This window comes from Mycobacterium vicinigordonae (genome assembly GCF_013466425.1).
GTDB classification, from domain to species: Bacteria; Actinomycetota; Actinomycetes; order Mycobacteriales; family Mycobacteriaceae; genus Mycobacterium; species Mycobacterium vicinigordonae.
On sequence record NZ_CP059165.1, the window covers coordinates 3,616,620 to 3,631,368 of the forward strand.

13 protein-coding genes are annotated in these 14,749 nt (G+C 66.1%); 7 read left to right on the plus strand and 6 right to left on the minus strand.

Features of this window, described 5'->3' with window-relative positions:
* Window positions 1-15: 15 nt before the first annotated feature.
* On the minus strand, window positions 16-1,551 hold the full coding sequence (locus H0P51_RS16325; RefSeq protein WP_425489060.1) for an amidohydrolase: 1,536 nt from the start codon (window positions 1,549-1,551) through the stop codon (window positions 16-18).
* A gap of 81 nt (window positions 1,552-1,632) precedes the next feature.
* On the minus strand, window positions 1,633-2,145 hold the full coding sequence (locus tag H0P51_RS16330; protein ID WP_180913841.1) for an FxsA family protein: 513 nt from the start codon (window positions 2,143-2,145) through the stop codon (window positions 1,633-1,635).
* Window positions 2,146-2,218: 73 nt separating this feature from the next.
* On the opposite strand from H0P51_RS16330, the gene H0P51_RS16335 reads away from it, so the two are divergent.
* Window positions 2,219-2,911 carry a dienelactone hydrolase family protein gene (locus H0P51_RS16335; protein WP_180913842.1) on the plus strand — a complete coding sequence of 231 codons (693 nt, stop codon included), beginning with the start codon at window positions 2,219-2,221 and terminating at the stop codon, window positions 2,909-2,911.
* A gap of 7 nt (window positions 2,912-2,918) precedes the next feature.
* On the opposite strand, the gene H0P51_RS16340 is transcribed toward H0P51_RS16335, so the two are convergent.
* A complete protein-coding gene (locus H0P51_RS16340; protein ID WP_180913843.1) occupies window positions 2,919-3,299 on the minus strand; it encodes a PPOX class F420-dependent oxidoreductase in 381 nt (126 codons plus the stop codon).
* A gap of 126 nt (window positions 3,300-3,425) precedes the next feature.
* Between H0P51_RS16340 and H0P51_RS16345 the strand changes: the two genes are divergently transcribed.
* From H0P51_RS16345 to H0P51_RS16360, 4 genes are read left to right on the plus strand one after another with little or no spacing between them, the layout of a single operon-like run.
* A complete protein-coding gene (locus H0P51_RS16345) occupies window positions 3,426-4,628 on the plus strand; it encodes a DUF1214 domain-containing protein (RefSeq protein WP_180919014.1) in 1,203 nt (400 codons plus the stop codon).
* A complete protein-coding gene (locus tag H0P51_RS16350; RefSeq protein ID WP_180913844.1) occupies window positions 4,625-5,770 on the plus strand; it encodes a sulfotransferase family protein in 1,146 nt (381 codons plus the stop codon). Before H0P51_RS16345 ends, H0P51_RS16350 begins: the two co-directional genes overlap by 4 nt.
* The gene (locus H0P51_RS16355; RefSeq protein ID WP_180913845.1) at window positions 5,754-6,410 is read left to right on the plus strand and encodes a TetR/AcrR family transcriptional regulator; all 657 of its coding nucleotides are present in this window, start codon (window positions 5,754-5,756) and stop codon (window positions 6,408-6,410) included. The genes H0P51_RS16350 and H0P51_RS16355 overlap by 17 nt, the downstream gene beginning before the upstream one ends.
* Window positions 6,411-6,425: 15 nt before the next feature.
* A complete protein-coding gene (locus H0P51_RS16360; RefSeq protein ID WP_180913846.1) occupies window positions 6,426-7,229 on the plus strand; it encodes an SDR family NAD(P)-dependent oxidoreductase in 804 nt (267 codons plus the stop codon).
* 8 nt (window positions 7,230-7,237) lie between these two features.
* Here the strand turns inward: H0P51_RS16360 and cobN are convergent, their stop codons facing one another.
* Window positions 7,238-10,813: a cobaltochelatase subunit CobN gene (cobN, locus tag H0P51_RS16365; protein WP_180913847.1), complete on the minus strand. Its 3,576-nt coding sequence runs from the start codon at window positions 10,811-10,813 to the stop codon at window positions 7,238-7,240.
* Between the two features lie 40 nt (window positions 10,814-10,853).
* Between cobN and H0P51_RS16370 the strand changes: the two genes are divergently transcribed.
* Both H0P51_RS16370 and H0P51_RS16375 read left to right on the plus strand, forming a co-directional pair.
* Window positions 10,854-11,675 (plus strand): SDR family oxidoreductase, encoded by an 822-nt coding sequence (locus H0P51_RS16370; protein WP_246398012.1) that lies wholly within the window; start codon window positions 10,854-10,856, stop codon window positions 11,673-11,675.
* Between the two features lie 53 nt (window positions 11,676-11,728).
* Complete coding sequence (locus tag H0P51_RS16375; RefSeq protein ID WP_246398833.1) at window positions 11,729-12,559, plus strand: oxygenase MpaB family protein; 831 nt, start codon at window positions 11,729-11,731, stop codon at window positions 12,557-12,559.
* A 58-nt stretch (window positions 12,560-12,617) separates the two neighbouring features.
* Here the strand turns inward: H0P51_RS16375 and H0P51_RS16380 are convergent, their stop codons facing one another.
* The gene (locus H0P51_RS16380; protein WP_180913850.1) at window positions 12,618-13,712 is read right to left on the minus strand and encodes an LLM class flavin-dependent oxidoreductase; all 1,095 of its coding nucleotides are present in this window, start codon (window positions 13,710-13,712) and stop codon (window positions 12,618-12,620) included.
* Between the two features lie 15 nt (window positions 13,713-13,727).
* A complete protein-coding gene (locus H0P51_RS16385) occupies window positions 13,728-14,747 on the minus strand; it encodes an ABC transporter substrate-binding protein (RefSeq protein WP_180913851.1) in 1,020 nt (339 codons plus the stop codon).
* Between the last annotated feature and the right edge of the window lie 2 nt (window positions 14,748-14,749).

Here is a 14,749-nt window from a genome sequence, read left to right on the forward strand (position 1 = left end):
CTACGGCTGTGGCGGCTACCCATGGATGACCACGCCCCGGTGGACGGTCTGGCGGCTTCGCGGTAGCGCATCAGCACCGTTTAGCCTCGGTAGCGCCGGCACCCGGGAGCGAGGATCGGTAGACCAGCGCTGTACATCGGCGCGGGGCGAACTGACGTCGAGAACGTCGACACCCTCCCACACCGCGTACGACGCCGCCGCGCCCGGAACCAAGGTGCCGGTGATGCCGTCACGGACGCCGCATGCCCGCCAGCCACCTCGAGTGGCGGCTGCGAAGGCGGCTCGCGCCGAAATCCCGCTGCCCGGCGTTCGGTGCTGGACCGCCGCGCGCACACTGGCCCAGGGCTCGAAGCCGGTGACGGGCGAGTCGGAGCCGAGGGCGAGGGGCACGCCTTGGGATGCTAACAGCGCAAGCGGGTTCAACCGGCTGCCTCGGTCCGGACCAAGTCGCTGCGCGTACATGCCGTCGCTGCCGCCCCACCGGGCGTCGAAGTTTGGCTGGACGCTGGCGACGATTCCCCAGGACCCCAGCTTGGCCGCCTGCTCGGCGGTGACCATCTCCAGGTGTTCCAGCCGGTGCCCGCAGCGCGCGACCGCGGCCACCCCGAGGTCTGCGACGACTCGTTCGAGGGCATCAATGACGGCGCCGACTGCGGCATCACCGATCACGTGGAAGCCTGCCGTGATCTCGGCTTGGCTGCACGCGCGCAGATGGGCTTCGACGGCGCCCGGATCGAGGTGAGGTGTTCCAGTACAGCCCGGCGCATCGGCGTACGGCTCGCACAGCCAGGCGGTGCGCGACCCGAGCGCCCCGTCGACGAAAAGATCGCCGGCCAGTCCGCGGGCACCGGTCTCCGCGATCCGGGCGCGGGCCTGCACCGGTGAGGTGACCGGCTCACCCCAGTATCCGATCACCTCGACGCCACCGCGCAGGGCGGCCAGCTGCAACCAGTCGTCCAGCCCGCCGATCTGTGGTCCCGCACATTCGTGCGCCGCGACGACGCCCGCAGCGGCCAGTGCCCGCAGCGCCGCGGCGCGCGCTTCCGCGAGTTGATCGCCGGTGAGTAGGTCACGGGCGACCGCGCGGGCGAGGTGATGTGCGTCGGCGGCGAGCGGCCCCTCGGCGGAATACCCAGTCGCCGACGGCAGCTCGGGCACTAGTCGTCGCAGGCTGGTGGACGCCAGCGCGGAGTGCACGTCGATACGGGCCAGGTAGGCGGGCCGATCACCGAGGACGGCGTCCAGATCGGCGACGCTGGGCGGCGCGTGCTCGGGCCATGCCGACTCGTCCCAGCCGTGCCCCCATATCGGCCGGCCGGGGTGGGCGGCAGCATAGTCGGCGACCAGCCGCAGGCAGTGCGCGCGGGATTTGGCGCGGCGCAGATCCAGTCCGCTCAGCGACAGGCCCGTCGCACTCAGGTGGATATGGCTGTCGACGAAGCCCGGGGCCACGAATGCGCCGTCCAGGTCCTGCACGTTGGCGTCCGGGAACTGGGCGGAGCCGACGTCGTCGCTGCCCAACCAGGCGATGACGTCGCCGCGGACCGCCATCGCCGTGGCATCCGGGTGAGTCGGGCTGTGGATCCGGCCGTTGACCAGCAGCGTGGTCTCAATCCGTGTCACATGGCAAAACTACGGGGCGCGGTGTGACGGTTGGTAGACGAATGGGGTCGAAGGCAGTGGCGGCGGGTCGACGTCCCACCCCTCGTGGACGTCGATCACCTCGCCGTCGATGTAGTCGCGGCGCCCGTGGCCATCGGTGATGTCGGTGATCAGCGGGACCCGACGCTCGAACACGCGCCACGCGACGGCAGCCAGCCCTGGTCTGGCAACCGCCCGCACTGGTGGCATCAGCAGCAGCAAGCCCAGCACGGTACTCGCCAGACCGGGAACCATGACCAGGCCGGTGGCCAGCGTGGTCAGCGCGCCGTCAGTCAACGCATTCCGCGGCTCCTGAGTACCCGATCGCAGCTGCCTGAACTGCCGGCTGATCTGCAGGCCGCCCATCGGCGCGCCCACGATGACACCACCCAGAAAGGTGACGAGCAGTACCAAGACCGTCCAGCCGACGCCGATGGCCGCCGCCAGCCCGATAGTGACCATGAGCTCGACGACGGCATAAATGAGAAACAGCCGTCCCAACATGCCAGTCACAACGTCTGGGGGCCGCGCCGAAGTTCCTCCAGCGATCGCAACGCGGCTGCAGTTAGATGACGCTATGACGACGATTAATATCGACACTCCCGCTGGGCCGATCGATGCGCTGCTCAATGTCCCCACCGGAACCGGGCCGTGGCCGGGGGTAGTGGTGGTCCACGACGCATTCGGCTACACGCCGGACAACGAGGCCGTGTCGCGGCGCATCGCCGCGGCGGGCTACATCGCCTTGACACCGAACATGTACGCCCGCGGCGGACGGGCCCGCTGCATCACCCGGGTAATGCGCGAGTTGTTGACCCAACGGGGCCGTGCCCTTGACGACATCCTGGCCACCCGGGACCATCTGCTCGGTATGTCCGAATGCTCCGGCCGGGTCGGAATCGCCGGATTCTGCATGGGCGGGCAGTTCGCGTTGATCATGTCGCCCAAGGGTTTCGGCGCCTCGGCGCCGTTCTACGGAGTGCCGCTGCCACGCCACCTCAGCGAGACGCTGGACGGCGCCTGCCCGATCGTGGCCAGCTTCGGCAACCGCGACCCGCTGGGCTTGGGGGCGGCAAACAAGCTGCGCAAGGTGACCGCGGCCAAGAACATCACCGCCGACATCAAGTCTTACCCCGGTGTTGGGCACAGCTTTGCCAACCAACTGCCAGGCCAGCCGCTGATGCGCATCGCCGGTTTCGGCTACGACGAAGCCGCGACCGAGGACGCTTGGCAGCGGATTTTCGCGTTCTTCGGCGAACACCTGAGCTAAGCGCAGGTCAGGCGACTCTTAGTTCGAGGCCAACGTTGTTCTCCATGCCGCCGCGCAGCTTGCTGAACAGGTTGAAGACTTTGCCGACGATGCCGTAGCGCTTGCCGATCGCGTCGTAGACCGCGCCGGTGTATGACTCGTCGAGGATGGCCGCGGTGCCCTCGACGGCCTCGCTTTTGGGACGGCCGCGCATATCGCAAACAGCCAGCGTGACCCGGGGGGTATTGCGGATTCGCTTGACCTTCCACGAGTGCGCCTGGGTGATGACCAGCAGGCGGTCGCCGTCGGCCGCGGCCCACACCGGAACCGGTTTGGGCCGGCCGTCCTTGGTGAAGGTCGTCAGCAGGATGTATTGGGCTTTGGCCAGGTCGGCGAAGGTCGGCGTCACGATGCCAACCTAACGCCTGCGAGCAGCCGTTGACATTTGTCGTGACGGACTGCGATAGTCGGCACGTTAAGTGAAAATAATGTTTTCAGTTAAGGAGTGACCCCGTTGACGGAGGCGCCCAAGGCCATGGCGTGGTTGCCGTTCTCGATTGCACAGGCGGCTGACCAGCGGGATAGTGACGCCCCAGACCTGGGCCAGGCCTGGTCGCACCTGCTGGATCGTCTTAGTGACGCCCGGGCGGCGGTCGAAAGCGACCCGGCCAACCGCAATCGGACCGACCTGACGGCCGGGCTGCGGCATCTGTTGGTCCTGCTGACCGCGGGCATCGACGAGGTGTTGCGATCCGACCCGGAACCAGTGCTGCGGGTCCAACCCACCAGCACCGACGATGTGGTGACCTGGGGCATGGAATGCCCCGACTGTATCTACACCCGGGCCGTGTTACGCGGCGGCGAAAACTACCGCGTGTTCGGCAATCGCGGCACCGCACGCTACGTCGGCCTGCAGACCATGAATGGAATCGCGGCCACCGCAAACGCATTGGTCGACGAGCTCGATGCAGATGCCGACGGCAACTTCGAGGTCGTGCTGTCGGCTGACGAACGACCCGGCAACTGGATGCGCATCGAGGGCGACCACCCGACCTTCACAGTGCGGCACTTTTTCTATGACTGGGATACCGAGGTAGCGTCCGCGCTGCACATCGAGCGACTCGGCGACGCCGTTGTGGCGCAACGTGATTCGATCGACCCCGCCGATGCCCTGTCCCGGCAGATCGTTGCGCTGGGCGAATTCGTTCAGGACAACCTGCAGTTCTTCCTGCAATTCGGCGCCGCGGCACCGGCCAACGGCTTCCTGCCGGCGATCGATCGCAGCGACATGGGCGCAGCCGCGGAGAACCGGCCGGTGATCGGCCGCTGGGAGCTTGGGCCCGATCAGGCGCTGATCGTGGAAGTCGAACCGCCCGAAGGCATTTACTGGAGCTTCTCGATTGGCAATCCGTGGTGGGAGACCATCCATTACGGCCGTCATCAGTCCAGTCTGAACGCCCATCAAGCCGCGGTCGATTCCGACGGCAGGGTGCGGGTGGTGTTGTGCGCGGACGATCCGGGGGTGGCGAACTGGCTCGACACGGCCGGGCATAGCAACGGCCCGATCATTCTGCGTTGCGTGCGGACCAAAACCGCACCGACGCCGACCGTGCGGGTGGTGCCTTTCGAGGATATTGCAGCCTCGCTGCCCCCCGATACCGCGCGGGTTACGCCGCCGCAGCGCGCCGCCGTCCTGGCCGCACGCCGTAATGCCGTGCGGGAAAGGTTCGGACGATGACGTTCAGCGCCGACAAGTTGGAAGCAGGGGCGCGTGCCGCCACCGGTCTTGACGACTTCGGTTCGCCCTACTACCGGGAAGGGCTGGAGCGCATAGTCGACGCGCTCAACACCGAGGCCCACCTCAACGAGATCGGCGCAGTGATCCAACACGCCACCATCAGCAACGCGCTGATCCAACGACTCAAGGTCGAGCACACCTATGCCCAGCACCCGGAGATCGACGACGAGGTGGTCGCCGGCCCGGTGTTTGTGATCGGGTTGCCGCGCACCGGCACCACGGCGCTGAGCCAGCTGGTGGCCGCCGATCCACAGTTCAGGTCGCTGCGGATGTGGGAGTCGCAGGCTCCTACCCCACCACCGGAATCCGCAACGCAGCACAGTGATCCGCGCATCGGGCAGGCCGAGGCCGGGCTGAAGATGCTCGACGACATGTTTCCGCTGATGAAGACGCTGTACAACTCCGAGGCGCGGGCGCCAACGGAATGCCAGGATTTGATGGGCATGAGTTTCCGCACATTCCACTTCGACGGCGCGGTGCGCGCACCGGCGTACCTGGCCTGGTTGATGGACTGCGACATGCGCGAGACCTACACGTTCCACCGTCGGGTGCTCAAGCTGCTGCAGTGGCACTGCCCACCGAACCTATGGCATCTCAAGACACCCGTGCACATGTTTGCCCTCGATGCGCTCGTGCAGGCGTACCCGGATGCGAAATTCCTGTGGAGCCATCGCGATCCGGCCAAGGTGATGGGATCGGTGTGCAGCCTGATCCACTACGTCCGCAGCTGGAGTAGCGACCGCGACGATGCGCACGAATTGGGTGCCGAGCAGGTCGCGAGTTGGGCCGAAGCCGTGCGCCGGGCGATGGACTTCCGCCGTCGAGCTGGTGACGACCGGTTCGCCGACGTCTCGTTCGCCGATTTACAGGACGATCCGGTGCGCACGCTGCAAACCAGTTACGAATCTTTGGGTTTGAGCTTCACCGACGAAACCCGGCGCTCAGTCGAGTCGTGGGCGCAGGACCACCAACCTGGTAGCCGTGGGTCACACGACTACGACCTGGCCGACTATGGCCTGACCCCGGAGGGCGTCCGCGAGCGGTTCGCCGACTATCTGGCCACCTATGACGCCACCGCCTGAGTGCCCGCGCACCCGACGGCGCGAAAAGCTGGCGCCGGACCCCGACGTCCGCCGTCAGATTGTGTCGGCGGCGTCGGAAGCTCTGCGGGAGGACGGCGTTCGCGGGTTGAGCATCGCCGCGGTACTGAACCGGGCCGGATTGGGCACGCGGGCGTTCTACCGGCACTTCGCGTCCAAAGACGAACTGGTGGCTGCGGTGTTCCTGGAGGCGTCGCGGGTCGAGAAGCGCCGGTTGCGTCGCCGGATGGCAGCTGCCGCAAACGATATCGAGGCGGTCGTGGCGTGGATCGACGGTCGGCTCGATTTGGCGTTCGACGCCGATGTGGGTTCTGATCTCCGCCGGCTGTCGATGGAGGCACAGTCGCAGACGTTGGCCTCCCCCGACCTGGTTCACCCGGCATACGCGGAGATGCTCGAACCACTCACCGAGGCGCTGCGGCACGGACTGGCATCGGGGGCATTTCTGCACATCGATCCGGTGACCGACGCGCAATTCATCCACGGAGTGGTGTGGGCGGGTATCGATCAGCACTGGACGACGGGCCAGGACGACCGGCAGGAGGTGCGGCACAGCGTGCTGCGATTCTGTCTGAGTGCGTTGGGTGTGCCACCGGGCGTGGTGGCGTGTGCGGAGAACTGATCAGGAAGGCTTTCGATGGATTTGGGGTTTGCGGGTTCGACGGCGGTAGTCACCGGCGGCAGCAAGGGAATGGGTCTGGCGATCGCCGAGACGCTGGGCTCCGAAGGGGCCAGCGTGGCTGTGATGGCCAGGGGCCGGGAAGCGCTGGACGCCGCGGTGGCGTCGGTGCGCGCTGCCGGCGCGCCGGATGCCGTGGGGATCAGCGTGGACATGAGCGACCCGGACTCGATCGCCGCAGGCTTTGCCGAAGTGAGGCAGCGGTGGGGCCGGCTCAACAGCCTGGTGCACACGATCGGGCCTGGTGACGGCTACTTCGAGCAGATGGACGACTCCGATTGGGATGAGGCGTTTTCGCTCGGCACCATGTCCGCGGTACGGTCCATCCGGACCGCTCTTCCGCTGCTGCGCACGGCCGACTGGGGCCGCATCGTGACGCTGGCGGCGCATTCGATTCAGCGTCAGAACCCACGCATCGTCGCCTACACAGCCGCAAAGTCTGCCTTGGCAAGCATCACCAAGAATTTGTCTAAAAGCCTTGCTGGTGAGGGGATTATCGTCAACTGCGTCTGTCCGGGGACGATTGTGACGGCCAGCTTTACCGAAAACCTCAAAGACATCCTGGCCGCCGACGGTCTGGACGCCACCGACCCGCGTGACGTGATGACCTGGATCGACAAGTACTTTCACCAGCCGTGCGACCTCGGTCGCGCGGGGCTGCCGGAGGAGGTCGCCTCGATCACCGCGTACCTGGCATCAAAACGCAACGGGTATGTCACCGGCGCCACGGTCAACGTGGACGGCGGTTCGGACTTCATCTGATGGGCGACTTAACCTTCGAGTTCGCCTTCGGTTTCCAGCAACGTCTGACGTAGCCCGTCCAGAGTTTCCGGTTGAGGCTGCGCCCACATACCGCGGGTTGCGGCCTCCAGCAGCCGCTCGGCCATGCCGTGCAGTGCCCATGGGTTGGACTCTGTCATGAACTTGCGGTTCTCCGGGTCCAGCACATAGCGCTCGGTAAGTTGTTCGTACATCCAGTCCGCCATCACCCCGGCGGTGGCGTCATACCCGAACAGATAGTCCACGGTGGCGGCCATCTCGAAGGCGCCCTTATAGCCGTGCCGGCGCATCGCAGCCATCCAGCGCGGATTGACCACGCGGGAACGGAACACCCGGGTGGTCTCCTCGGAAAGGGTGCGGGTGCGAATCGCGTCGGGCCGGGTGTTGTCGCCGATGTAGGCGGCCGGCGCCTGGCCGGTCAGCGCGCGCACGGTGGCGACCATGCCGCCGTGGTATTGGAAGTAGTCGTCGGAGTCGGCGATGTCGTGCTCGCGGGTATCGGTGTTCTTGGCGGCGACCGCGATCCGACGATACTGGCGCTGCATGTCCTCGGCGGCTTCGCAACCATCCAGGTTTCGCCCGAAGGCGAATCCGCCCCACGCCGTGTACACCTGCGCGAGGTCGGCATCGTCGCGCCAGTTGCGACTGTCGATCAGCTGCAACAGCCCGGCACCGTAAGTGCCCGGCTTCGACCCGAATATCCGTGTGGTGGCACGTCTATGGTCGCCATGCTGAGCGAGGTCGGCCCGGGCGTGGGCCCGCACAAAGTTGTCCGCATCAGTTTCGTCGAGGTCGGCGACCAGGCGGACGGCGTCGTCGAGCATGGTCACGACATGCGGGAAGGCGTCACGGAAGAAACCCGAGATCCGGACCGTCACGTCGATGCGCGGCCGACCGAGTTCGCCCAGCGGGATCGCCGTCAGGTCTACCACCCGCCGCGACGCATCGTCCCAGACCGGTCGTACGCCGAGCAGCGCCAGGACTTCTGCGATGTCGTCGCCTGAAGTGCGCATCGCCGAGGTGCCCCACACCGACAGGCCCACCGATTGCGGCCAGCCGCCGCGGTCGGACCGGAACCGCGCTAGCAGCGAATCCGCAAGTGCCACACCAGCTTCCCAAGCAAGCCGGGATGGTATTGCCTTGGGGTCTACCGAATAAAAGTTGCGCCCGGTGGGCAGCACGTTGACTAGGCCGCGCAGCGGCGAACCGGACGGACCGGACGGGATGAAGTGCCCGTCCAGTGCCCGCAGCACCTGCTCGATTTCGGCGGCGGTGCCGGCTAGGCGAGGCACCACCTCGGTGGCCGCGAAACGCAGCACCGCGGCCACGCCGGCATTGTCGGTGACGTGCCCGACGGCGTGCGGATCCCAACCGGACTGCTGCAGTGCGGCGATCAATTCCCGGGCCGCCGCTTCGGCCACATCCACTGAGACACGTTCGTCGGTGCCGTCCTCGGACAGGCCCAGCGCTTGGCGCAACCCGGGCAGAGCCTGTTCGCCGGCGAACAGCTGGCGGGCCCGCAAGATCGCCAACACCAGGTCGAGTTCGACTTCGCCCGTTGGCTTTTGGCCGAGGATGTGGAGGCCGTCGCGGATCTGGACGTCCTTGATTTCACACAGCCAGCCGTCGACGTGCAGCAGCATGTCGTCGAAGCTGTCCTCTTCGGGCCGTTCGGTCAGACCCAGGTCGTGGTCCATCTTGGCGGCGCGGATCAACGTCCAGATCTGTTGACGGATAGCGGGTAGCTTCCCTGGGTCCAGGGCGGCGACGTTGGCATGCTCGTCGAGCAGCTGCTCTAGCCGGGCGATGTCGCCGTAGGTTTCGGCGCGGGCCATCGGCGGGATGAGATGGTCGACGAGCACCGCGTGTGCACGCCGTTTAGCTTGGGTGCCCTCGCCGGGATCGTTGACCAGGAACGGATAGATCAGCGGGAGGTTTCCCAGCGCGGCGTCGGAGCCACATGCCGCCGACATGCCGAGCGTCTTGCCGGGCAACCACTCCAGGTTTCCGTGCTTGCCCAGGTGCACGATCGCATGCGCACCAAATCCGGCATCCAGCCAGCGGTAGGCGGCCAAGTAGTGGTGACTCGGCGGCAGGTCTGGGTCGTGGTAGATCGCGACTGGGTTCTCGCCGAAGCCGCGGGGCGGCTGGACCATCAGCACCACATTATCGGATTGAATTGCGGCGATGACGATTTCGCCGTCAGGGTTGCGGCTGCGGTCGACGAACAGCTCGCCCGGCGGTGGGCCCCAGTGGCGGGTGACCGCCTCGGTCAGTTCGTCCGGCAGGGTGGCGAACCAGTTGCGGTAGTCCTGCGCGGAAACCCGGATCGGGTTGTGTTCCAACTGAAGCTGGGTCAACCAATCGGGGTCCTGTCCCCCGCGTTCGATCAGCGCATGGATTAGCGCGTCACCATCACCAGCTGCCACACCCGGCAGATCGCCGATGCGGTAACCGCAGTCACCCATCGCGCGCAGCAAGGCCACCGCGCTGGCCGGGGTATCCAGACCGACCGCGTTGCCGATCCGGGCGTGCTTGGTGGGGTAGGCGGAGAACACCAGGGCCACCCGTTTGTCGGTGGGGGCGACGCGGCGCAGTTGAGCATGCCGGAGCGCCAGGCCCGCAACCCGGGCGCAGCGCTCCGAGTCGGCCACATACGAGATGAGACCGTCGTCGTCAATTTCCTTAAACGAGAACGGAACCGTAATGATGCGGCCGTCGAACTCGGGGACGGCGACCTGGGTAGCGACGTCCAGCGGAGACAATCCGTCGTCGTTGGCGGACCACTGCACACGGGGGCTGGTCAGGCACAACCCTTGCAATATCGGGATATCGAGTGCCGCAAGATGTTCCACGTTCCAGCCGTCGTCGTCGCCGCCGGCCGACGCGAGGGCCGGCTTGACTCCCCCAGCGGCCAGCACGCTGACCACCATGGCGTCGGCGGCGCCCAGGGTGTCCAACAGTTCGGCTTCCGCGGTACGCAGCGATGCGCAATACACGGGCAGCGCCCGCCCACCCGCTTCCTCGATGGCCCGGCATAGCGCCTGGACGTAGCCGGTGTTGCCGGCTAGCTGTTGGGCGCGGTAGTAAAGCACCGCGATAGTGGGACCCTCGGGGTCGCCAGCGTCCGGTCGCTCGAGGACCCCCCAGGTTGGCGTCGCCACCGGCGCGGTAAAGCCGAACCCCGTCATCAGCACGGTGTCTGACAGGAACGCGTACAGCTGAGCCAGGTTGTCTACGCCGCCGTGCGCCAGATAGACGTGTGTCTGCACCGCGATACCGGCGGTCACCGTCGAGCGACCGGTCAAGTCGGCGTCGGCGGCCTGCTCACCGCTGACCAGGACCGTTGGGACACCGCTAGCCAGCACCGTGTCGATGCCGTCTTCCCAGGCGCGGTAGCCGCCGAGGATGCGGACCACCACGATCGAGGCCTCGGCGAGCAGGTCGGACAGCTCGGAGCCCGCGAGGCGCGACGGGTTGGCCCACCGGTAATTCTTACCGGTCGAACGGGCGCTGATCAGGTCCGTATCGGACGTCGAGAGCAGCAGGATGGTCGGCTCGGGCATTTTCCATTCGTACCTTATGCGGCGGCATAGGCTACGAGGCATGTCAGTGGCAGGCAAAGTAGTCGCAATCACCGGCGGAGCCCGCGGGATCGGTCTGGCCATCGCCGAGGAACTGCAGCGTTCCGGCGCCAAGGTCGCCATCGGCGACATCGACGAAGTCGCCGCCCGCGCGTCGGGCGAGCGGTTAGGGCTGGCGTTGACCCGACGATTGGACGTCACGGATCGCGCCTCGTTCACCGAGTTCCTGGATGCCGTCGAGCAGGAGGTCGGACCGGTCGACGTGGTGGTGAACAACGCCGGCCTCATCGCGGTAGGCAGCGCGGTCGACGAACCCGACGAGGCCACCAAGCGTCTACTCGACGTCAATGTCTTCGGCGTGATCCTGGGCACCAAGCTGGCCACGCACCGCATGCTGCCGCGTCGCCGCGGTCACGTCGTGAACATCGCCTCGCTGGGTGGAGTGCTGCCCACCGAGGGCATCGCAACCTACTGCGCGACAAAGCATGCGGTCTTGGGCTACACCGACACTGTCCGTCTGGAAAACCGCGGCAGCGGTGTGCATTTCACTTCCATCATGCCGACGTTGACCAACACCGACATGGTTGCCGGAGTAGGCCATGCCAAGGGCTTCAAGAACGTCGAGCCGAAAGACGTCGCGCGGGCCGTCGTCGCAGTCATCGGCAAACCGCAGCCGCGAGTAGCTGTTCCGCGGTCGATGGGCCTCACATTGTCGGTGCAACGGCTGTTGCCTCGACAGGTGGCTGAAGCGCTCGGCCGTGTTCTGGGTACCGGACGCGTCTTCACCAGCGACCTCAATCGCGATCAGCATGACGTGTATTCGCGTCGGACCGGGATCTCGTGAGCGCACGCGTCGCGCTGGGGCCACAGTCCCTGTTGTGGCGCTGGGCCGGCGACATGCGGATCGCCTTCGAGGGCGGGACGGCAGGCCTGATGCAGACCATGCACCCGGCCATCGGCCAGGGGCTCATCGATCACTCGAACTTCTTCGACGATCCCGTAGACCGGGTGTTCCGTTCACTGCCCGGGATTCTCGGCACCATCTACGACGGCCCCGACGCCGAAGAAACCGGCCTGAAGGTGCGCGACTTCCACCAGCACATCAAGGGCACGCTGTCCGACGGCTCGCGCTACCACGCACTCAAGCCGGAAACGTACTGGTGGGCCCACGCCACCTTTCAGGTAATGGTGCACCGATTGGCCGAATACTGGGACGTCCACCGGCTCACCAACCGCGAGCGTGAACAGCTTTACCTAGAGGGCTGCGAATGGTATCGGCGCTACGGCATGTCTGACTCGGTGCTGCCGCCGACCCTGGCCGCGTTCAACCAGGAGTATCAGCGCTATTGCACCGAAGTCCTGCAACCCAACGCGGCTTCGGACTTCCTGATCGAATTCATCCAGCGCTCGGCGATCCCCGACATGAGCACATCGCCGGATTATCCGACCACCCCCATGTTGAAGCCGATCATGGACGCGCTGCTGCCCACCATGCCGGTGCGCACCGCACTGGCGCCGCCGATGCGCCTGGTCATCTTCGGCGGATTGCCGCCAATTGTGCGGGAACGCTTCCGAATTGGGTGGTCTGGAGTCGATGAGGCGGCGTACCGCGCGGCGCGCACCGCCATCAAACAAGCGTGGCGTGCGGTACCGGCCACCCTGCGATGGCACGACGCTGCCCGCAAAGGCTGGCTGCGCGAGTTGGGTAGGGCTCCGCGCCGGCTCTGATCGCGGCCAACTGCGCCTGCTTTCGGAGCCGTCGGTATCCGCGCGCGTACGGACAGAGTCAGGTTGCGACGCCCTGCCGACGCAGAATCGGCAACACACCTTCGGCGAACCAGTATGCCTCTTCCAGATGCGGATAGCCGGACAGAATGAACTCCTCGAAGCCCAGCGCATGGAATTCCAAGATTAGCTTCGCCACCTCTTCATGGCTTCCGACGAGTGCGGTGCCCGCCCCGCCGCGAACCAGACCCACGCCCGCCCAGAGATTCGGATAGATCTCCAGGTGGTCTAAACGACCTCCGTGCAAGGCCGTCATCCGGCGCTGTCCCTCGGACTGCGAACGCGAGTGCAGCGCGGTGGCATTCGCGATCTGCTCCGGGGTGAGCTCGTTGACCAGTTCGTCGGCCACCGACCAGGCAGCCTCGGACGTAGCCCGGCTAATGGTGTGCAGCCGGATCCCAAACCGGACGTTGCGGCCCCGGGATTCGGCGAGTCCCCGCACCTTGGCGATCTTGTCCGCGGCCACCTGCGGTGGTTCGCCCCACGTCAGATAGACGTCGACGAATTCGGCAGCGATATCCAAGGCCGGCGGCGAGGAACCGCCAAAGTAGATCTGCGGCAAAGGATCCGGCGGAGCGGACACACGCGCATCCTCGACTTTGTAGTAGTTGCCGGTGAAGTCGACGGATTCTTGCCGCCAGATCGCGTTGACGATGTGCAGGAATTCGCCCGTGCGAGCGTAGCGCTCGTCGTGGTTAAGCCAGTCGCCGAAACGGCGTTGCTCGCTGTCGTCGCCGCCGCTGACGACATTGAGCAGGACCCGGCCCTCGGAGAACCGCTGCAGCGTTGCGGTCTGTTGCGCGGCAAGCGTCGGAGGCACCAGGCCGGGCCGAAACGCCACTAGGAACTTCAGCCGCTCGGTCTCGGAGAGCAGTGCCGCAGTTGTCAACCAGGCGTCTTCACACCATGTCCCGGTGGGGGTGAGCACCCCCTCGAAGCCGAGCCTGTCTGCAGCTCGGGCGATTTCGGCCAAGTAGCGGCGGGTTGGCTTGCGATGACCCGCCGTGATGCTGTGGTGCGACGACGTGTGCGATCCCCCGACAATGGACCGACTGTCACCCGTGGTCGGTAGGAACCAGAAGAATTTCGCCGGCATTAAGCCCCCTCGTTTTCAGCTGACCAGATTCGGTCGCAGCACCTCGTTGTATCGATGATCCACCCAGTTCGAGAACTTCGGTGACGCTTGGATCTGCTGCGACGCCGCGAACAAGTCGGCCAGTTTCTGCTCCGAGTTGACGACGTCGTCGCTGAGCTCGGTCGGCAGTCGCAGGCTTCGGTTCGCCGCCACCGCCGCAACCTGCGGGTCCAACCCCACTGCGGTGGCGTAATACTGTGCCCATTCTTGTGGGTGCGCTTTGGCCCACTGGGCCGCTCGCTCGAACCGGACCAACAGATCCCCGAGCGCGGTGTTGCGTTTGGCGTCGGCCAGCGCCCGGTCCGAGGCGACGCCAACCCAATCGCCGTTGGTAACACCGGTGGCTTCGGCGATGCTGCGGACTGGGATCTGCTGCTCGGCCTGCGCGGTGAAGGGATCCCAGATTGCCCAGGCATCCGCCTGATGTTGGTTGAAGGCCGATAGCGCATCAGCGGGTTGCAGGAACACCAGTTTGATGTCGGACGGCTTCAATCCAACCTTGTCCAGTTGCGCGAGCAGATTGGCGTGTGCCGAACTTCCCTTGCCGACCGCAACGGACTTGCCGCGCAGATCGGTCACTGTGATGATCGGCGAATCCGCGTGCACCAGAATGCGATTCCCCGGTCCGCCCCCACCGTACGCCGACACCACCTTGATCTTCGCATTGCTCGCGGCGCCGAATATCGGTGGCGTGTTGCCCATGATCGCGAAATCGATGCTGCCCGCGGCGGCCGCCTCGACCTGCGGCGGCCCGGAGGTGAACGTGGAGAAGGCGACCCGGTACGGCAGGCCGTCGAGTTGGCCGGCGGCGCGGAGCAATGCCTCCGTCCCGCCCTTTTGGTCCCCGACCTGCAGGGTGAGATCGGCTAGGGTGGACAACGGCACGGCGTCTGGCGCGGCGTGAGGTCCCGAATTATTCTTGTGTGCAACACATCCGGTGGCTGTCATTACTACGAGTGCGATTAGCGCAAGCACCTTTCGCCCGTGGGCCCGCATGT